Consider the following 18,459-nt stretch of genomic DNA (forward strand, 5'->3'; position numbering starts at 1 on the left):
GGGCGTTTCTGACCCTGGGCGTTTCTGACCCTGGGCGTTTCTGACCCTGGGCGTTTCTGACCCTGGGCGTTTCTGACCCTGGGCGTTGCAGCCCCGTGGCCGGCGGGGGCCGGCGATGTCTCGGGAGGGCGACATGCTGAAATGGGCGGTGATCTTCCTCGTCATCTCGATCGTCGCCGGGGCGGTCGGCTTCACCGGCGTCTCCGCCGTGGCCGGCCGCATCGCCAAGCTGCTCTTCGGCATCTTCCTGGCGCTCTTCGTCATCGCCCTGCTGCTGGCCCTGCTGGCGGGCGAGCTCATCTTCTGAACGGGCCCTGCGCGAGGCCGGTTGACGCCGGCCCGCACGCGGCTTATTTCCGCCCACCTCGGCGCCCTTCGCGGTTGCCGGGGACGGTGGTATGGCGGCCTTAGCTCAGTTGGTAGAGCGCCACGTTGTGGTCGTGGATGTCACGGGTTCGAGTCCCGTAGGTCGCCCCACTTTCCCAGCCCGGAAGGGTCCCCCATGCAGCTTTCCCTCGAGAATCGCACCGCGCTGATCACCGGCGGGTCGAAGGGCCTCGGCCTCGCGATGGCGCGCACCTTCGCCGAGGCCGGCGCCAGGGTCGCCATCGTCGCGCGTGGCGAGGCGGATCTCCACACCGCCGCCGCGGCCACCGGCGCGGTTCCGATCCGCGCCGATATCGCCACGGCCGAGGGGTGCGAGGCCGCCTTCGGCGAGGCCAGCGCGGTGCTCGGCCGTGTCGACATCCTGGTCAACAATGCCGGGACCAGCCAGCGCGGCGCGTTCCCGCAGGTCACCGACGCGGTCTGGCAACAGGATCTCGACCTCAAGCTCTTCGCCGCCATCCGCCTGACGCGCCTGGCCTGGGCGGGCATGGCGGAGCGACGCTGGGGCCGCGTCCTGAATGTGCTGAATATCGGCGCCAAGGCGCCCCCGGCCGAGGGCGCGCCCACCGCCGTCTCCCGCGCCGCCGGCATGGCGCTGACCAAGGTTCTGGCGAATGAGGGCGCTCCGCTGGGCATTCTGGTGAACGCGCTGCTGGTCGGCATCATCGAGAGCGACCAGTGGGTGCGGCGGCATGCCGCCGATCCGCACGGCCTCAGCTTCGAGGAATGGAAGGCCGAGGCCGGCCGGCCGGTGCCCCTGGGGCGCATCGGCCGGCCGGAGGAATTCGCCGCCACCGCCCTGTTCCTGGCCAGCGAGGCCGGCGGCTACATCACCGGCACCGCCATCAACGTGGATGGCGGCCGCAGCCCCGTGGTGTGACGGCGCCGCGTCAGGCCGAGAGGCGCCGGGTCAGGGCCAGGTAGTCGTCGCGCATCTCGGTCTCGACCAGCGCGGCGACCAGGCGCGGGAAGTCCGGCCGCGGGCAGAGGCCGGCGATCGCCGCCGCGCTGTCGCCCAGGCGGAGGCGCCGCGCCGCGCGCAGCGCCAGCCGGTCGGCGAAGGGATAAAGCTCGGGCCAGAGGAGCTGGATCTCGCGGAAGAAGATATCGGCCGCGACATCGCCGACACCCGGAATGCGCTTCAGCAGGCGGCGCAACGCCGCCGGGTCCTCGGCCGCCTGCCGGCGCAGCGCGTCGAGATCCCCGCCATGCTCCTCCATCAACAGCCGTGCCATGCCGCCCAGCCGGCGGGCGGCGAGGCCGGCGCAGCGGGCATAGCCGGCGGCGCGCAGCACCGCCTCGCGCGCCGCCTCGTCGCTGCCGGCCAGCCGCGCCGGGCTGGTCCATCCCTCGCGGGCGAGCGCGGCCCCGGCCCGCGCCGCATGGGCCGCCCCCGCCGGCGCCGCGCGCAGCATGGCGCGGCAGAGGCAGAGGAACGGCGTCTCGTCCTCCAGGGCGGCGGCCGCCGCCGGGCGCGCGGCCAGCAGGGCGGGGATGACGCGCTCCGGCCGGCGGTTCGCCGGCAGGTTGGCCTGGTCGGCGGGGGAGGGGCAGGTCAGTGTGGGCATGGTCATCGGCAAGATCTCCCTGTCCTGCGCGGCGCCGGGGCACCGGGCGGAGGGGCAAAGGGCCCGTCGAGGCGGGCGGCGTGGCGTTTTAGGGGCTCCAGATAGAGCAGCCACCGCGGCGGGCAAGGGCCGCTGCGATCTTTTCGAGCCCACGGGCCGTCTCCGGGGTCACATCGGATGACGGGGTGTTACAGCCGCCCCGGCTGGCGGCCCGTCCCGTGTTAGGCCCGGCGCCAGGCCCGGTCCAGCAGCAGCAGCGCGCCGCCGCCGATCAGCCCCCAGAAGGCCGCGCCGATGCCGAAGATGCTGAGGCCCGAGGCCGTGGTGGCGAAGGTGAGCGCCGCCGGCAGCCGCTCTCGCTCGTTGGCGAGCGCCGAGGTCAGCGCCCCGGCGAGGCTGCCGAGCAGCGCCAGTCCCGCCACCGCCTGGATCAGCAGCGGCGGCGAGGCGGCGATGAAGGCGACCGCGAAGCCCGCCCCGAGCCCCAGAAGGATGTAGCAGAGGCCGCCCACCACGGCGGCGATCCAGCGCCGGGCCGGGTCGGGATGCGCGTCCCGGCCGGCGCAGAGCGCGGCGGTGATGGCGGCGAGATTGACGGACTGCGCGCCGAAGGGCGCGATCAGGGCGCTGACCAACCCGGTGACGGTGAAGATCGGGCCGGGCGCCGGGTTGTAGCCATTGGCGTGCAGCACGGCCAGGCCGGGAACGTTCTGCGAGGCCATGGTGACCAGGAACAGCGGCAGGGCGATGCCGATGGCGGCCCCGGCGGTGAAGTGCGGCGTCACCGGCAGCAGCGCCGGCAGGCCCTGCGCCAGCGTGCCCTCGGGCAGGGGGGTGGCCAGCAGAATCATCCCGACGGTGACGAGCACCGCGACCGGCACGGCATAGAGGCGCGCGAAGCGCCAGGCGAGGGCCCAGGCCAGGACGATCGGCAGGGCGAGGGCCGGCATGGCACCGACGGCCCGCATCGGCGCCAGGCAGAGTTCGAGCAGAACCCCGGCCAGCATGGCATTCGCGAGGCTGGGGGGGATCGACGCCACCCGGCGGCCGAAGGGGCGCCACAGCCCGGCCGCCAGGATCAGCAGGCCGGTCAGCATGAAGGCTCCCACCGCCGCGGGAAAGCCGCCCTCCGGCGCGCCGGTCGCCACCAGCAGCGCGGCGCCCGGCGTCGACCAGGCGATCACCACCGGCATGCGGTGGCGCAGGCTCAGCAGGATGGCCAGCACGCCCTGCGCCAGGCAGAGGGCGAGCAGGCCGGAGGTGGCCTCGGCCGGGCTGGCGCCGACGGCGGCGAGGCCGGCCAGCACGACGGTGAAGGAGCTGGCGAAGCCGACCACCGAGGCGAGGGCGCCCGCCACCACCGGCTGAATCGCGTTGCCCCGCTCGTGCTGCTGCGTCATCGCTCGCTGTTCCCGACTCATCGCTGGAAGTCGGATGGCAGACTAACGTAATATTGGATCCAATCAACGACCGGATGTTGGATCCTCCATTGCCGAAGCCGCCATCGCCGCTCGACGCCCTCCGCCCCAGCCTCGCCTTCCGCTGGCGCACCGCGACCGAATTCGTCGAGGCCACGCTGAAGGCGGCAATCCTGGACGGCCGCCTGCCCGGAGGGACGCCGCTGCGGCAGGAGGAACTGGCGGCGCGCTTCGGCCTCAGCCGCATGCCGGTGCGGGAGGCTCTGCGGCAGCTCGAGTCGCAGGCGCTGATCGACGTGCTCCCGCATCGCGGCGCCGTGGTCACCGAGATCTCCGCCGCCGACGCCGCCGATACCTACGCCATCCGCCGCGCCCTGGAGCCGGCGGCGCTGCGCCTCTCCATCCCGCGCCTCTCGGACCACGCCCTGCGCGACGCGGCGGCGCTGATCGACGAGATGGACGCGGAGCAGGAGGCGGGGCGGATGGGCCTGCTCAACCGGCGCTTCCACATGACCCTCTACGCCGCCGCCGGCCATCCGCGCCTGCTGGCGCTGGCCGAGCAGCAGCTCATCGCCTTCGATCGCTACCTGCGCTTCCATCTCGCCAGCCAGGGCCGCGCGCATATGGCGCAGGAGGATCACCGCGCCATGCTGGAGGCCGCCCGCGCGCGGGACACCGGCACGGCCATCGCCGTGCTGGAGCGGCATCTCGATACCGCGGCGGGGACCATCGCGCGCTTCTTCGCCACGCGCGGCGGCGTCACCGAAGCTTCATGAGGCTGTCATCGCTCTGACGCGGAGTCTGGTGTCCTTCCGCGCCGCGGCACCCCTGCGCCGTTCCTGCCAGGAAATTAGAGACATGCCTGACGACCACAAGCCGATCGAGATCGAGGATATCGGCAGCAACCCGGCGCCGCGCGAGCCGATCGGCGCGCTGATCGAGCGCCGCCTCTCGCGCCGCGCGGCGCTGCGCGGACTGCTCGGGGCCGGCGCCGCGGCGACGCTCTCCGACCAGCTGCTCGCCGCGGCGGTCCCGGCGGCGGCCCAGCCCGCCCCCGGCGGCGCGGCCTTGCCGTCCAGCCTCGGCTTCCGCGAGATCGCGCACCGGATGGACGAGCGCGACGCGGTGCCGGAAGGCTATGAAATCCAGACCGTGATCCGCTGGGGGGACGCCGTCCTGCCCGACGCGCCGGCCTTCGATCCGCTGCGCCAGACCGCCGCCGCGCAGGCCGCGCAGTTCGGCTACAACAACGACTATGTCGACTTCTTCCCGCTGCCGCGTGGCAGCCGCGGCGCCGAACACGGCCTGCTCGCGGTCAATCACGAGTACACCGATCCGCAGCTGATGTTCGCCGGGCTGCGCGAGGAGAAGGACGGCAAGGCGGTCAGCCTCGGCGAGGGCGCGCGCCGGCGGCTGTCGCGCGAGCAGACGATGATCGAGCTGGCCGCGCACGGCATGAGCATCGTCGAGATCCGCCGGCAGGACGGCCGCTGGGCGCCGGTGCGCGACAGCCGGCTGAACCGCCGCATCACCGGCGAGACGCCGATGCGCGTCAGCGGTCCCGCCGCCGGCCATGCGCGGCTGCGCACCTCGGCCGACGCGGAGGGCCGCCTTGTCCTCGGCACGCTGAACAACTGCGCCGGCGGCAACACGCCCTGGGGCACGGTCATCACCTGCGAGGAGAACTTCAACCAGTATTTCGGCGGCGCGGCGGCCACGACCGGCGCGCAGGCGGCGATGTACAAGCGCTACGGCATCGTCGGCGAGGGCAGCTATGGCTGGAGCCGCCATGTCGATCGCTTCGATCTCGACAAGGAGCCGAACGAGCCGAACCGCTTCGGCTGGGTGGTGGAATACGATCCCTACGATCCGCAGTCGGTTCCGGTGAAGCGCACCGCGCTCGGCCGCTTCAAGCATGAGGGCTGCACGCATGCCATCGCGCCGGATGGCCGCGTCGTCTTCTACATGGGCGATGATGAGCGCTTCGACTATGTCTACAAGTTCGTCACCGCCCGCGCCTGGAACCCGCGGGACCCGGCGGCCAATCGCGACCTGCTCGACGAGGGCACGCTCCATGTCGCGCGCTTCCATGAGGATGGCCGCATGGAATGGCTGCCGCTGGTGCACGGCCAGGGCCCGCTGACCGCCGCCAACGGCTTCGACAGCCAGGCCGAGGTGCTGATCGACACGCGCCGCGCCGCCGACCTGCTGAAGGCGACGCCGATGGACCGGCCGGAGGATGTCCAGGCCAATCCGGCGGACGGCCGCGTCTATGTCATGCTGACCAACAACACCCGCCGCAAGCCGGAGCAGGTGGACCCCGCCAATCCGCGCGCCGCCAATGCCAGCGGACATGTCATCGAGATGATCCCGCCCGGCGCCGATGCGGGACAGGCCGACCACGCCGCGCCGGAGGGCCGCTGGGAGATCTTCCTGATCGGCGGCAGGCCGGGCGTCGATGCCGGGGCGCAGTACCATCAGGGCACCAGCCCCGAGGGCTGGCTCTCCTGCCCCGACAACTGCACCTTCGACAGCAAGGGCCGCATCTGGATCGCGACCGACGGCGCGCCTTCGACCCACGGGGTCGCGGATGGCCTCTACGCCGCCGACACGACGGGCGAGGGGCGGGCGCTGACCCGGCTCTTCTACCAGGCGCCGACCGGGGCCGAGGTCTGCGGGCCCTGCCTGACGCCGGACGACACCACGATGTTCCTGGCGATCCAGCATCCGGGCGACGACAAGGGCGCGAGCTTCGAGGAACCCTCGACCCGCTGGCCGGACTTCCAGCCCGGCATGCCGCCGCGCCCGGCGATCATCGCCATCACCCGCAAGGGCGGCGGCGTGATCGGGAGCTGAGCCGGGCGGCTTGATCCGGGGGGGTGGCGGGGCAATCTCATGGTCATGAACCGCCCCGCCACCCCGTCGCGCCCGGCCCCGGCCGGCCCGGTCACGCCCCCCGGCCTCGACGCCCTGCTGCCGAGCGGCCGCGAGACCCTGCGCCGCCTTGGCGGCCTCGGCCTGCTGATCTGCTCGCTCTGGATGGTCGCCGTGCTGGCCTTCATCCGCTCGGTCATCGGACTTTTCACGTGAACGCCCGGACCGACCCGCTGGCCCGGCTGACGCGGCAGTTGCGGCGGCTGCGCGGCACGGTGCTGGTGGTGCTCGCCATGCCGCTGGCGCCGGCCCTGCTGTTCAACCTGCTGGGCGGCGATGAGAGGCGCCTGGTCGGCACGCTTCTCGGCCTCGGCCTGGCCGGGCTCGCGCTGCGCGACCTGCGGCGCGGCCGCATCCGCCGCGCCGCCGTGCTGACCGGCCTCGCCACCGGCCTCGCCGCGCATCTGGCGGCGCTGGTGCCGGGGCTCGGAGCGGTGGTCCTCGGCCTGATGGCGGGCTTCGGCGCGCAGCTGCTCTATGCCGATGCGCCGCCGCCCGAGCCCGTCCTGCCTCCGGCGCCGCCCGCGCCCGATCCGCTGGCGGTTCCTCGCGCGCGGCTGACGGGTCTGCAAGCGTCCGATCCACGCCTGCGGCCGGCGACGCTGGCCCTGGGCGGCCTGCTGGCCGAGCTGGACCGGCGCCCCGGCGCCCTGCCCGAGGCGCGCCGCTTCCTCAACCTGCAGCTGGACGGGCTGGAGCGGATCGCCACCCGCCTGCGGGCCGGCGCCACGCCGCCGGAGAGCCTTCCCGCCCTGATCGACGAGATGGCGCGGGGCAGCGGCGCGATGCGCGAGAAGCTGGTCCATGCCGAGAACGAGGCGCTCGAGATTCAGGTCAAGGTGCTGGCCGAGCGCCTGCGCGAGGAAGGTTACGCATGAGCACGACGCGCCCCCCCGAAGTGAGCGAGAGCCGCGCCATCCCCGCCGAGCGCGTCGATAGCCTGGCCGCCGCGATCGACCTTGCCGATCCCGCCACCATCCTGCGCTTCGGCACCGAGGCGCAGAACCGCGCCACCGCCGCGGCCGATGCCATGCTCGGCGCGGCGCGCAATCAGGCGACGGGCGAGGCAGGCGAGGCGTTGTCCGGCCTGCTCTCCACCCTGCGCGGCTTCGACGTGACGCAGCTGTCCGAGAAGCCGGGGCTGATGGGCCGCCTCGCCCGGCTGGCGGGCCGGGGGCAGACCCAGGCGCTCGCCATCGTGCAGCGCTACGAGGGGGTGCGCGGCCAGATCGAGGCGGTGGGCGACCGCCTGGACCAGCACCGCACGCGGCTGCTCGAGGATGTCGAGCGGCTGGAGCGGCTCTACGACGCGACGCTCGACTGGTTCCACGCCCTGGCCGAGCACATCGCCGCCGGCGAGGCCGTGCTGGCGCGCACCGACGCCGAGGCCATCCCCGCCGCCGAGCGCGCCGCCGCCGATCCCGCCGATCCGGTGGCGCCGCAGAAGCTGCGCGACCTGCGTGCCGCGCGGGACGAGCTGGACCGCCGCGTGCACGACCTGCGCCTGACGCGGCAGGTGGCGATGCAGTCCCTGCCGGGGATGCGGCTGATCCAGGAGAACGACAAGGCGCTGGCGGCCAAGATCCATTCGGTGCTGGCCAATACCGTGCCGCTCTGGCGCACCCAGCTGGCCCAGGCCCTGGCCATCCAGAACATGCGCGAGGCCGGCTCCGCGGTCCGCGCCGCCACCGACCTGACCAACCAGCTGCTCACCGCCAATGCCGAGACGCTGCGCCAGGGCAATGCCGAGGCGCGGGTCGAGCTGGAGCGCGGCGTCTTCGACATCGATGCGGTGCAGCGCGCCAATGCCAGCCTGGTGGCGACGCTGGAGGACAGCCTGCGCATCGCCGAGGAAGGCCGCCAGGCAAGGCAGCAGGCGACGCGGGAGCTGGCGAAGGCCGAGGCGGAGATCCGCCGCGCCCTCAGCGCGTCGCGGCCGGGCGGGGGCGCGCCCCCCGGCGCCCCGGCCCGGCGGTAGGCGCCTCACGCGGCCTCGCCGGAGAAGGCGGCCGTCAGGAAGTCCAGGAAGACGCGGACGCGGTGGCTGACATGCCGCTTGCTGTGATGCACAGCATAGATGCTCTCCTCCATGCGCGCCTCCTCCGCCGGGAAGAGGCGGACGAGGCGGCCCTCGGCCAGCTCGGTGGCGACCTGGAACTCCGCCAGCCGGGCGATGCCGACACCCGCCAGGGCCAGCGCCAGCAGCATCTGTCCCTGATTGGCGGTCACGCTGCCGCTGGCGCGGATGCGCTGCAGCGAGTCCTCGCTATCGCGGAAGGCCCAGGTGCTCCAGGGCATGCGCTTGTTGAAGTTGAGGCATTCGTGCCGCGCCAGCTCCTCCGGCGCGGCGGGCGCGCCATGCTCGGCGAGGTAGCGCGGCGCGGCGCAGATGACCCAGCGCATGTTGACGATGCGGCGCGCCACCAGGGAGGAATCGGGCAGCTCGCCGATGTAGAGCGCCACATCGACACCGCCTTCCAGCAGGTTGCCGGCCTCGTTGCCGAGGACGAATTCCAGCCGCAGGTTGGGATGCAGCCGCCGGAAGGCGGGGACCAGCGGCGCCAGCCGGTGGATGGCGAAGGTCGGCATGGAGCGAATGCGCAGCACCTCGCCGGGCAACACCCCCGTGAAGGCGATCGCCTCCGCCTCCTCCACCGCCTCGAGGGCGCGCCGGGCGGCGGGGTAGAAGGCCTCGCCCTCGGCGGTCAGGGTCAGGCTGCGCAGCGAGCGGTTGAACAGCACGACACCCAGCCGGTTCTCCAGCCGCGTCATCATCTTGCTGATGGCCGAGGGGCTGAGGGAGAGGCTGCGGCCGGCGGCGGAGAAGCCACCATCCTCCACCGAGCGGACGAAGGCGACCATCTCGGCGACACGATCCATGGCATTCACCTGTGATGGATATTCACACCAGTTTGGAAGTCTTGGAAATTGTGCCCCGGGGCGCAAGCCCCCTAGGGTCATGGCCATGCCAGCCGGCCGCCGTCCCGTGACGGTGGTCCGGGCCAAGAACGTCCAACGATGCAACGACAAGATCAGGGAGCAGCGTCCCCATGGCATCTCTCGCGCCAGGACAGAGCCGGCCCGCCGCGCCATCGGCGGCGGCGACCTATGATGCGGTGATCATCGGCGCCGGCTTCGCCGGGCTGTACCAGCTGCTGACGCTGCGGGACAAGCTGGGGCTGAAGGCCCGGGTGCTGGAGGCGGGCGATGGCGTCGGCGGCACCTGGTACTGGAACCGCTATCCCGGTGCCCGCTGCGATTCCGAAAGCTACTACTACTCCTATTCCTTCTCGGACGAGGTGCAGCAGGAATGGAGCTGGAGCGAGCGCTATCCGGAGCATGGCGAGATCCGCCGCTACCTCAACTTCGTCGCCGACAAGTTCGACCTGAAGCGCGACATCCAGTTCAACACCCGTGTCGCCAGCGCCGAGTATGATGCGGCGGCGAATCTCTGGCGGCTGCGGACGGAGGCCGGCGAGAGCCTCTCCGCCCGCTTCCTGATCACCGCCGTGGGATGCCTCTCCTCGGCCAATATCCCGAACATCGCGGGCCTCGAGCGGTTCTCCGGCCAGTGGTACCACACCGGCCGTTGGCCGCAGGAGGGCGTCGACTTCACCGGCAAGCGGGTCGGCCTGATCGGCACCGGCTCGACCGGCATCCAGGCGGCGCCGGTGATCGCGGCGCAGGCGGCGCATCTCACCGTGTTCCAGCGCACCGCGAATTACAGCATCCCCGCCCGCAACGGCCCGGTGGGCCCGGAGGAGCTGCGCGAGATCAAGGCCAACTACGCCGCCATCCGGGAGAAGGCCCGCGGCTCCACGAACGGCCATCCCTTCGACATCGCCGAGGATTCCCCGCTCGATCTGGACGAGCCGGCGCGGCTGGCGCGCTACGAGGCGGCGTGGGAGAGGGGCGGGCTGCGCTTCCGGGCCGCCTTCCGCGATCTCCTGACCAACAAGGCGGCCAACGACACGGCCTCCGACTTCATCCGCGCCAAGATCCGCACCATCGTCCGCGATCCGCGCGTGGCGGAGATGCTGACGCCGAAGGACCATCCCTTCGCCACCAAGCGGCCGCCGATCGACACCGAGTACTTCGAGACCTTCAACCGCGACAACGTCACGCTGGTGGATATCAAGGCGACGCCGATCGAATCGATCACGCCCACCGGCATCCGCACCAGCGAGGCGGAGTATCCGCTCGATATCATCGTCTTCGCCACGGGGTTCGACGCGATGACGGGGCCGCTGCTGGCCATCGACATCCGCGGGCGGGACGGGCTGTCGCTGCGCGAGGCCTGGTCGGCCGGGCCGCGCACCTATCTCGGCCTGCAGGTCGCGGGCTTCCCCAACATGTTCACCATCACCGGGCCCGGCAGCCCTTCGGTGCTGACCAACATGCCCGTCGCGATCGAGCAGCATGTCGACTGGATCACCGCCTGCATCGGGCACATGCGCCGGCAGGGGCTGCAGCGCATCGAGGCGCGGCCGGAGGCGGCGGAACGCTGGGTGGCGCATGTGAACGAGGCCGCCAACGCCACGCTGCTGCCCCTGGCCAACAGCTCCTGGTATCTCGGCGCCAACGTGCCGGGCAAGCCGCGCGTCTTCATGCCCTACGCGGGCGGCATGGCGAACTACGCGCGCCGCTGCGCCGAGGTGGCGGCCAATGACTATGAGGGCTTCGTGCTGGCGCGCTGAGCCGCCGGCGGCACGAGACCTTGGCCGGGAGGCGGCGGCGACCGCCCCCGGCCGTCCATGGGAGGAGGAACCCCATGCCAGCCCTTCATCCGGATGTCCTCGCCGTGCTCCGGGCGGCGCGGGAGGCCGGCAGCAGGCCTTTCGAGACGCAGACGCCGGCGGAAGCGCGCGCCGCCCATCTGCAACGCGCGCGCGTCCTGCAATCGCCGGGCCCATGGCTGCCGGAGGTGAGGGATCTGGTGGCGCGGAGCGGGGAGGGGCCGCCCGTGCCGCTGCGGCTGTACCGGGGTGGCGCGGCGCCGGAGAGCGGGCTCTCGCCCTGCCTGCTGTTTCTCCATGGCGGCGGATGGGTGCTGGGCGGGCTGGAGACGCATGATTCGCTCTGCCGCCAGCTCGCGCACCACCTCGGCGCCTGTGTGCTGGCGGTGGATTACCGGCTGGCGCCGGAGCATCCCTATCCGGCGGCGCTGGAGGATGGTCTGGCGGCGCTGCGCTGGCTGGCGGCGGAGGCCGGGGCCCTCGGCATCGACCGCACGCGCATCGCCGTCGGTGGCGACAGCGCGGGGGGCAATCTGGCCGCCGTGCTGGCCCTGATGGCGCGCGATGGCGATGCGCCGGCGGTCGCCTTCCAGATGCTGCTCTACCCCGCCGTCGACCTCGCCATGACCGGCGAGAGCTACGAGCGCTTCCGCGACGGGCTTCCGCTCACGGCGGCGACGATGCGCTGGTTCATCGACCACTACCTGCCGCCGCCGCTGGACCGCACCGACTGGCGCGCCTCGCCCGCGCGGGCGGCGAGCCTGCGCGGCGCCGCCCCGGCCCTCGTGCTCACCTGCGGCCACGATCCGCTCTGCTCGGAAGGGCAGCTCTATGCGGCGCGGCTGGAGCGGGAGGAGGTGCGTGTCACCGCCCTGCATCTCGCCGACCAGATGCACGCCGTGCTCAGCATGGATCGTGTCATCGCGCCGGTGGGCGAGGTCATCTCCTTCGCGGCGGGGATCCTGAAACGCGCCTGGTGAGAGCGGCGCCGAACATGTTGACGCCATGGAACGGCGACAGCCACCATGACGGAAAATCAACGAAGAAACGACCGAGATGGGCGCGAAGCCCGCCGGCAACAGGGAGAACGGGAATGTTCAAGAGTGCAAAGCAGGTGGGGCGGCGCGCCCTGCTCGCCGGCGCGGCGACCGGTGCGGCCGTGCTGGCCTCGCCGCGCATCGCCGGCGCCCAGGCCAAGGTGATCCGTGTCGGCATGCCGACGATCCTGTCGGGCCGCGTGGCCATCCTCGGCACGTCCAGCCGCTACGCGGTGCAGTATGCCTTCGCCCGCATCAACGAAGCGGGCGGCCTGGGCGGACGCACGCTGCAACTGGTGGAGCGGGATTCCAAGGGCCGCCCGGACGAGGCCGCCAAGGTGACGCGCGACCTCATCAACAATGACGGCTGCGAGATCATCATCGACGGCGAGGCCTCCTCCGGCGCCTTCGCGGTGCATGAGGTGGTGCGCGAGCTGCCGGTGCTCTGCATCCACACGAACTCCGAGACCTCCTCGCTGACGGCCGATCCCAAGCTGCGGATCGCCACCGCCTTCCGCTGCGCCCGGCAGGGAATCCACGACGCCGTGGCGGGCGGCGTCTATGCCTCCGCCATCTCGAAGCAGCGCGGGCTGAAGCGATGGATGACCTGCTCGCCCGACTATGCCTATGGCCGCGACAACACCGCCGAGTTCCTGGAGTTCGCGCGCATGTACGACCCGTCCATCGAGGTGGTGGACCAGGTCTGGCCGCGCCTCTTCGCGCCGGACTACACGGAGAACATCACGAAGGCGCTGCAGGTGCGGCCGCAGGCGATGTACTCGGCGCTCTGGGGCGGCGACCTGGTCAGCTTCATTGAGCAGAGCAACCTCTACCGCCTCTTCGCCAACATCGCGCTGTTCTCCTCCTCCCTGGGCGACCCGCCGGTGCTGACCGCCATCAAGCAGCTGCCGCCCGGCCTGCACACCGCCTATCGCTACAACCGCAACTATCCGGAGAAGCCCAGCAACACGGCCTTCGCCGACGGCTTCACGGGCGTGGCGAAGCATGAGCCGACCAACTGGGCCTGGCAGAACTACGTCGCCTGCCAGTTCATCGCCGAGGCGCTGAAGCGCACCGGCGGCAGGACCGAGGGCGCGGCCCTGGCGGCCGAGCTGAAGGGGATGGCGATCCAGTCGCCACTCGCCGTCGAGGAGGTGCTGACCCTGCGCGATTCCGACCACACGCTGATCGGCTATCCGACGGCCTGGGGGCGCACGGTTCCCAAGGCGCCGTTCGTGGAGGACTTCGCGACGACCCCCTGGTCCAGGATCCTGGAGATGGAGACCCAGTGGAAGCGGCAGAAGGGCTACGCCTGAGGCACCGCAACAGGAGATCCATCCATGAACCTCGATGTCCTGGCGGGCTGCATGACCACAGCCGCCTGCGCCGTCACCCAGGTCTCCACCGGGCTGATCGTGGGCATGCTGCTCTTCCTCGTCGCTTCGGGACTGTCCCTCATCTTCGGTGTTCTCGGCGTGGTCAACTTCGCCCATGGCGTGTTCTACATGCTGGGCGCCTACTTCGCCTTCGTCACCTATGAGCAGACCGGAAGCTTCCTCCTGGCGCTCCTGGCCGGAGCCTCCGGCGCGGGGCTCGCCGGCATCGTCTTCGAACGGTTCTTCATGAGCCGTGTCTATGGCCAGGACCTGCTGATGCAGCTCTTGGTCTGCTATGCCGCCATCCTGATCTGCGACGACCTAGTGAAGATCATCTTCGGCGCGGACTACAAGCTGATGGGCATGCCGGAGAGCTTCGCCACGGCGCCGGTGGAACTCGCTGGCGGCTTCATCCCCGGCTACTACATCTTCATGCTGGCCATGGCGCTGGGCGTCGGCGCCGCGCTCTGGCTCGGCATCAACCGCACCCGGCTGGGCAAGATCATCCGCGCCCTCGCCATCAATCCGCAGATGGTCGGCGCGCTCGGCATCAACACGCGGCTGCTCTATGCCGGCGTCTTCGGCCTGGGCTGCCTGCTGGCGGGCCTGGCCGGCGCCCTGGCCGCGCCGGTGCGCACCCTGACGCCGGGCATGGGCCTCTCGGTGCTGATCGAGAGCTTCATCGTCACCGTGATCGGCGGCATGGGATCGATTCCCGGCGCGCTGATCGCGGCCATCCTGATCGGGCTAACGCGCGCCTTCGGAGCCATCGGCTTTCCCCTCTTCGTCGACGGGCTGATGTTCGCGCTGATGGGTCTGGTCCTGATCCTGCGGCCCTCGGGCCTGCTGGGCGCGAAGGTCAGCTAGAATGCGGCAGGGCCTGATACGCGACCTCACGCTCGGCCTGCTGGGACTGGCGCTCCTGCTGGTCCTGCCGGCGGTCTTTCCGCATCCCTCGCTGCGGGATTTCCTGATCTATGTCATCGCCTATGGCCTTCTGGCGATGTCGCTGAACCTCCTGGTCGGGTTGACCGGGCTGGTCTCCTTCGGCCACGCCGCCTATTTCGCCACCGGCGCCTATATCTTCGGCCTGCTGATGCAGTCGGGATCGGTCTCGATCCCGCTTGCCATGCTGGCGGCGCTGGCGGGCACGGCGCTGCTCGCCCTGGTCATCGGTGCCATCTGCGTGCGCCTGAAGGAGATCTACTTCTCCTTCATCACCCTGGCGTTCCAGATGTTCATCCACAGCATCATCCTGACCTGGGTCGATCTCACGGGAGGCGACCAGGGGCTGCGCGGCGGCATTCCACGGCCGCCCTTCCTCGGCATCGACCTCGGCCAGCCGGGCACGCTCTACATCTTCTGCGCGGTGGTCTTCGTGCTCTGCCTGCTGCTGATGCGCCAGGTCTGGCAATCGCCCTTCGGCTACACGCTGCGCATGATCCGGGATAATCCGACGCGCGCCAGTTTCCTGGGCGTGAACGTGGTGCGGATGAAGCTCGGCGTCTTCGTGCTGGCGGGCACCATGGCCAGCATGGCCGGCATCATCATGGCGCTGTTCGTCTCCGGCGCCTTTCCCGAGTTCGGCTTCTGGACCACCTCCGGTGAGGCCATCTTCATGATCATGCTGGGCGGCACGCAGGTCTTCCTCGGCCCGGTCATCGGCGCCTTCCTGCTGCAGCTTCTGAACCATTACGTCACCATCTACACCCATCACCACGGGCTGGTGCTGGGCATCCTGATTCTCGCCATCGTGCTCGGCCTGCGGCGCGGCGTGGCGGATTACGTCGCCGACTGGATCTCGGAGCGGAGGCGGGCCGCCGCGCCGCTGGGCCGGGAGGAGGGGGCCGAAACCGCACCGCCGACGCCCCCCGCCGCGCGCAAGATGGTGGGGTGAGCCGATGCTGCAGGTCGAACATCTCTGCAAGTCCTTCGGCGGCGTACAGGCCACGCGTGACGTCTCGCTGAACTTCCCGGCCGGCTCGCTCACCGCCATCATCGGACCGAACGGCGCCGGCAAGACGACCTTCTTCAATCTCATCTCCGGCCAGTTGCGGCCGGATGCCGGCCGTGTCGTCTTCGACGGCGAGGACATGGTGGGTCTCTCCAGCCTCGACGTCGTCCGCCGCGGCATGGCGCGGGCCTTTCAGGTCGCCGCGCTCTTCCCGAGCCTGACGGTGCGGGAAGCGCTCACCGCAGCGGTCACGGCGCATCAGCGCCGCTCCTGGTCGCTGCTCTCCCGCTTTCCTCTGGCGCAAAGCCGCGCGCGGGTCGACGAGATCCTCGACCTCCTGGGGCTCGCGCCGAAGGCGGAGCTGCTGTCGCGGACCCTGTCGCACGGCGACCAGAAGCTGCTCGATATCGGTCTTGCCCTGGCGATGCGGCCCAAGGTGCTCCTGCTTGACGAGCCGACGGCCGGCATGGGTCCCGATGAGCGGTGGCGGATGATCGAGAAGGTGCATCATCTCTGGCGCGCGCAGAGCCTGACGGTCATCTTCATCGAGCACGACATGGACATCGTCTTCAAGTTCGCCGAGGCGGTGCATGTGCTGAAGTACGGCGCCGTCCTGGCGCAGGGCACGCCGGCCGAGATCCGGCGGAACCAGGATGTGATCGACGCCTATCTCGGCACCGATCATCATCTCGCCGTGGCGGAGGGCTGAGACATGGCTTCCCCCATCCTCGAGGTGCGCGGCACGGACGTCTTCTACGGCGCCAGCCAGATCCTGTTCGGCATCGACCTGTCCGTCGGCCGTGGCCAGACCATGGCGCTGCTCGGCCGCAACGGGGCGGGCAAGAGCACCACCTTCAAGGCCATCGCCGGGATCGCGCCGCCGCGCCGCGGGCAGGTGATGCTCTCCGGCACCAGCCTGGCCGGCAAGGCGCCCTACCTCGTGGCGCGAGCCGGCGTCGGCTATGTGCCGGAGGACCGCCAGGTTTTCCCGGAGCACACGGTCGAGGACAATCTGATCGTCGGCGCCAAGGCCGGCCCGCGCGGCGACCGGCACTGGACCACCGAGCGGATCTACGAGGTCTTTCCCATCCTGGCCGGGATGCGCCGGCGCATGGCGGGGCGCCTCTCGGGGGGCGAGCAGCAGATGCTCACCATCGCCCGCACCCTGATGGGCAATCCCGACATCCTGCTGCTCGACGAGCCGAGCGAGGGGCTCGCGCCGCTGATCGTCCAGGCCATCGGAGCCCTCATCCGGCAGCTTCGCGAGATGGGCGTCACCATCCTGATCGCGGAGCAGAACATGCATTTCTGCCTCGGCGTCGCCACCCATGCGGCGGTGATCGACAAGGGGCAGGTGGTCTACAGCGACACGATCGAGGCGCTGCGCGGCGATGATGCCGTCAGGCAGCGCTATCTGGCGGTCTAGGGCGGGCCCATGGACATGCAACACGGGAGAGGCGTCGCAGGATGACACGGGATGAGGGGCGCGGCCGCGTGGCGCTGGTGACCGGCGCGGGAAGCGGGATCGGCCTGGCCACGGCCGGCGTGCTGGCGGCGCGCGGCTGGCGCGTGGTCCTGGCCGATCTCAACATCGCGGCGGCCCGCGCGGCGGCGGAGACGCTGGGCGCCGAGGCCGTCGCGCTCGATGTCACCGACGCCGCGGCCACCGAGGCCGTCTTCGCCGATGTCGAGGCGCGGCTCGGGCCGCTGGAGGCGCTGGTGGCCAATGCCGGCCTGATCCAGCCCGGGGATCCGCCGGAGCGGCTGGCGCTGGAGGAGTTCGACCGCGTCATCGCCGTCAATCTGCGCGGCGTCTATGTGTCCTGCGTCGCCGCCGGCCGGCGCATGGCGGCGCGGGGACGGGGCGGGATCGTCGTCACCGGCTCGATCACCGCCAGTCGCACCGCGCCGCTGCACGCCTATGCGCCGTCCAAGGCGGCGGCGGTGCATATGGCGGCCTGCCTGGCCGCAGAATGGGGCCGGTCCGGGGTGCGGGTGAACGCGGTCTCGCCAGGCTATGTCGCGACGCCGCCGGTGCAGGCCGCCATCGAGCGCGGCCTGCGCGATCCCGCCCTGCTGGCCGAGGCCTCGGCGCTGGGCCGCATGGTGCGGCCCGAGGAGATCGGCGCGGCCGTCGCCTTCCTCCTCTCGGAGGACGCGGCGGCGATCACGGGCATCAATCTGCCGGTCGATGCCGGCTGGCTGGCGGGGGCGCACCTGGCCACCTATGGCGGCCTGCGCCCCGCCCGCTGAGGCGCCCGCGCGCCGTCAGCGGTAGTGCAGGGCGCCGTTCACGTCGAGGACGGCGCCGGAGACATAGCCGGCGCCCGGGCTGACGAGAAAGGCCGCGGCGGCGGCGATCTCCTCCGGCAGGGCCATGCGCCGCAGCGGGTACTGCTCCGGCCGGTAGTCCCGGCCGGCCGTCATCGGCGTCTCCACCGGGCCCGGGGCAATGGCGTTGACCAGCACGCCCTGCGGCGTCCCGCGCCGTGCCAGCCAGCGCACGAAGGCATGGAGGCCGCCCTTGGAGAAGGCGTAGTGCGGCCCGGAGGCGACGCCTCCCATCCAGCCGGCGATGGAGCCGCAGAGCACGATCCGTCCCCGCCCGCGGGCCGCCATGCCGGGCAGGACGGCGCGCGTCAGGTTGATCGGGCCGCGGACATTGACATCCAGCACCCTCTGCAGCGCCGCGTCCCAGTCCTCGTCCATCCAGTCGTCGGCGGGACAGATGGCGGCCATGTCGATCAGCGCGTCGATCTCCCCCGCCTCGCGGGCCAGCCGCTCCACCGCGGCACGATCGCTGACATCCAGGCGGTGGCAAGAGAACGGCGCGTCCAGGGCGCCGACGTGGCCGGCGATCCGCTCGGACGATTCCCGGTCCGCCAGCACCAGCCGTCCGGCACCCTGCGCGGCGCAGAGCCGTGCCGTGGCGCCGCCGATGCCACCCGCGGCGCCGGTGATGAGGATGGTCTGGCCATCGAGCGAGAAGGGATGGCTGTCCGGCTTGGTCATGGTGATCGGCTTCCCCCTGTCGCGGGGTTGGTTCCCC

19 protein-coding genes and 1 tRNA gene are annotated in these 18,459 nt (G+C 71.5%); 16 read left to right on the forward strand and 4 right to left on the reverse strand.

Translation table 11 applies throughout. The features are described 5' to 3' along the window. The first annotated feature begins 133 nt into the window (after positions 1-133). The 3 genes from D9598_RS02535 to D9598_RS02545 all read left to right on the forward strand — a co-directional run bounded on the left by D9598_RS02535 (position 134) and on the right by D9598_RS02545 (position 1,267). Complete coding sequence (locus D9598_RS02535; RefSeq protein WP_198364811.1) at positions 134-307, forward strand: DUF1328 domain-containing protein; 174 nt, start codon at positions 134-136, stop codon at positions 305-307. 94 nt (positions 308-401) lie between these two features. Then, positions 402-477, forward strand: a tRNA-His gene (locus D9598_RS02540). A gap of 25 nt (positions 478-502) precedes the next feature. Beyond that, positions 503-1,267 carry an SDR family oxidoreductase gene (locus tag D9598_RS02545; protein ID WP_198364812.1) on the forward strand — a complete coding sequence of 255 codons (765 nt, stop codon included), beginning with the start codon at positions 503-505 and terminating at the stop codon, positions 1,265-1,267. Between the two features lie 10 nt (positions 1,268-1,277). Here D9598_RS02545 and D9598_RS02550 read toward each other — a convergent pair whose 3' ends face one another. Beyond that, the gene (locus D9598_RS02550; protein WP_198364813.1) at positions 1,278-1,961 is read right to left on the reverse strand and encodes a hypothetical protein; all 684 of its coding nucleotides are present in this window, start codon (positions 1,959-1,961) and stop codon (positions 1,278-1,280) included. Positions 1,962-2,176: 215 nt separating this feature from the next. Next, a complete protein-coding gene (locus tag D9598_RS02555; RefSeq protein WP_198364814.1) occupies positions 2,177-3,355 on the reverse strand; it encodes a benzoate/H(+) symporter BenE family transporter in 1,179 nt (392 codons plus the stop codon). 89 nt (positions 3,356-3,444) lie between these two features. Between D9598_RS02555 and D9598_RS02560 the strand changes: the two genes are divergently transcribed. From D9598_RS02560 to D9598_RS02580, 5 genes are all read left to right on the forward strand, one after another. Continuing rightward, positions 3,445-4,149, forward strand: coding sequence for a GntR family transcriptional regulator (locus D9598_RS02560; protein ID WP_232476809.1), 705 nt, complete (start codon positions 3,445-3,447; stop codon positions 4,147-4,149). 82 nt (positions 4,150-4,231) lie between these two features. Continuing rightward, on the forward strand, positions 4,232-6,229 hold the full coding sequence (locus tag D9598_RS02565) for a PhoX family phosphatase (RefSeq protein WP_198364816.1): 1,998 nt from the start codon (positions 4,232-4,234) through the stop codon (positions 6,227-6,229). Positions 6,230-6,274: 45 nt separating this feature from the next. Further along, positions 6,275-6,463, forward strand: coding sequence for a hypothetical protein (locus D9598_RS02570; protein ID WP_198364817.1), 189 nt, complete (start codon positions 6,275-6,277; stop codon positions 6,461-6,463). Continuing rightward, a complete protein-coding gene (locus D9598_RS02575; RefSeq protein ID WP_198364818.1) occupies positions 6,460-7,185 on the forward strand; it encodes a hypothetical protein in 726 nt (241 codons plus the stop codon). The genes D9598_RS02570 and D9598_RS02575 overlap by 4 nt, the downstream gene beginning before the upstream one ends. Then, entirely contained in the window at positions 7,182-8,285 is a 1,104-nt protein-coding gene (locus D9598_RS02580) for a toxic anion resistance protein (RefSeq protein ID WP_198364819.1), read from the forward strand. Before D9598_RS02575 ends, D9598_RS02580 begins: the two co-directional genes overlap by 4 nt. Positions 8,286-8,290: 5 nt before the next feature. On the opposite strand, the gene D9598_RS02585 is transcribed toward D9598_RS02580, so the two are convergent. Further along, on the reverse strand, positions 8,291-9,187 hold the full coding sequence (locus tag D9598_RS02585) for a LysR family transcriptional regulator (RefSeq protein WP_198364820.1): 897 nt from the start codon (positions 9,185-9,187) through the stop codon (positions 8,291-8,293). A gap of 170 nt (positions 9,188-9,357) precedes the next feature. Here D9598_RS02585 and D9598_RS02590 point away from each other — a divergent pair, with 170 nt between their 5' ends. The 8 genes from D9598_RS02590 (at position 9,358) to D9598_RS02625 (ending at position 17,663) form a co-directional block, all read left to right on the forward strand. Further along, positions 9,358-11,004 carry an NAD(P)/FAD-dependent oxidoreductase gene (locus tag D9598_RS02590; RefSeq protein ID WP_198364821.1) on the forward strand — a complete coding sequence of 549 codons (1,647 nt, stop codon included), beginning with the start codon at positions 9,358-9,360 and terminating at the stop codon, positions 11,002-11,004. Positions 11,005-11,078: 74 nt separating this feature from the next. Continuing rightward, positions 11,079-12,023: an alpha/beta hydrolase gene (locus D9598_RS02595; protein WP_198364822.1), complete on the forward strand. Its 945-nt coding sequence runs from the start codon at positions 11,079-11,081 to the stop codon at positions 12,021-12,023. 113 nt (positions 12,024-12,136) lie between these two features. Then, complete coding sequence (locus tag D9598_RS02600) at positions 12,137-13,396, forward strand: ABC transporter substrate-binding protein (RefSeq protein ID WP_198364823.1); 1,260 nt, start codon at positions 12,137-12,139, stop codon at positions 13,394-13,396. Positions 13,397-13,420: 24 nt separating this feature from the next. Continuing rightward, positions 13,421-14,323, forward strand: a complete 903-nt coding sequence (locus D9598_RS02605; protein ID WP_198364824.1) for a branched-chain amino acid ABC transporter permease — start codon at positions 13,421-13,423, stop codon at positions 14,321-14,323. Position 14,324: 1 nt separating this feature from the next. Then, positions 14,325-15,353 (forward strand): branched-chain amino acid ABC transporter permease, encoded by a 1,029-nt coding sequence (locus tag D9598_RS02610; RefSeq protein ID WP_198364825.1) that lies wholly within the window; start codon positions 14,325-14,327, stop codon positions 15,351-15,353. 4 nt (positions 15,354-15,357) lie between these two features. Next, a complete protein-coding gene (locus tag D9598_RS02615; RefSeq protein ID WP_198364826.1) occupies positions 15,358-16,119 on the forward strand; it encodes an ABC transporter ATP-binding protein in 762 nt (253 codons plus the stop codon). A 3-nt stretch (positions 16,120-16,122) separates the two neighbouring features. After that, positions 16,123-16,836: an ABC transporter ATP-binding protein gene (locus D9598_RS02620; protein ID WP_198364827.1), complete on the forward strand. Its 714-nt coding sequence runs from the start codon at positions 16,123-16,125 to the stop codon at positions 16,834-16,836. Positions 16,837-16,877: 41 nt separating this feature from the next. Continuing rightward, entirely contained in the window at positions 16,878-17,663 is a 786-nt protein-coding gene (locus tag D9598_RS02625) for an SDR family NAD(P)-dependent oxidoreductase (RefSeq protein WP_198364828.1), read from the forward strand. A gap of 15 nt (positions 17,664-17,678) precedes the next feature. Here D9598_RS02625 and D9598_RS02630 read toward each other — a convergent pair whose 3' ends face one another. Continuing rightward, positions 17,679-18,422 carry an SDR family NAD(P)-dependent oxidoreductase gene (locus tag D9598_RS02630; RefSeq protein WP_198364829.1) on the reverse strand — a complete coding sequence of 248 codons (744 nt, stop codon included), beginning with the start codon at positions 18,420-18,422 and terminating at the stop codon, positions 17,679-17,681. Between the last annotated feature and the right edge of the window lie 37 nt (positions 18,423-18,459).

The sequence above is a fragment of the Roseomonas sp. KE0001 genome (assembly GCF_016107285.1).
Lineage (GTDB): Bacteria > Pseudomonadota > Alphaproteobacteria > Acetobacterales > Acetobacteraceae > Pseudoroseomonas.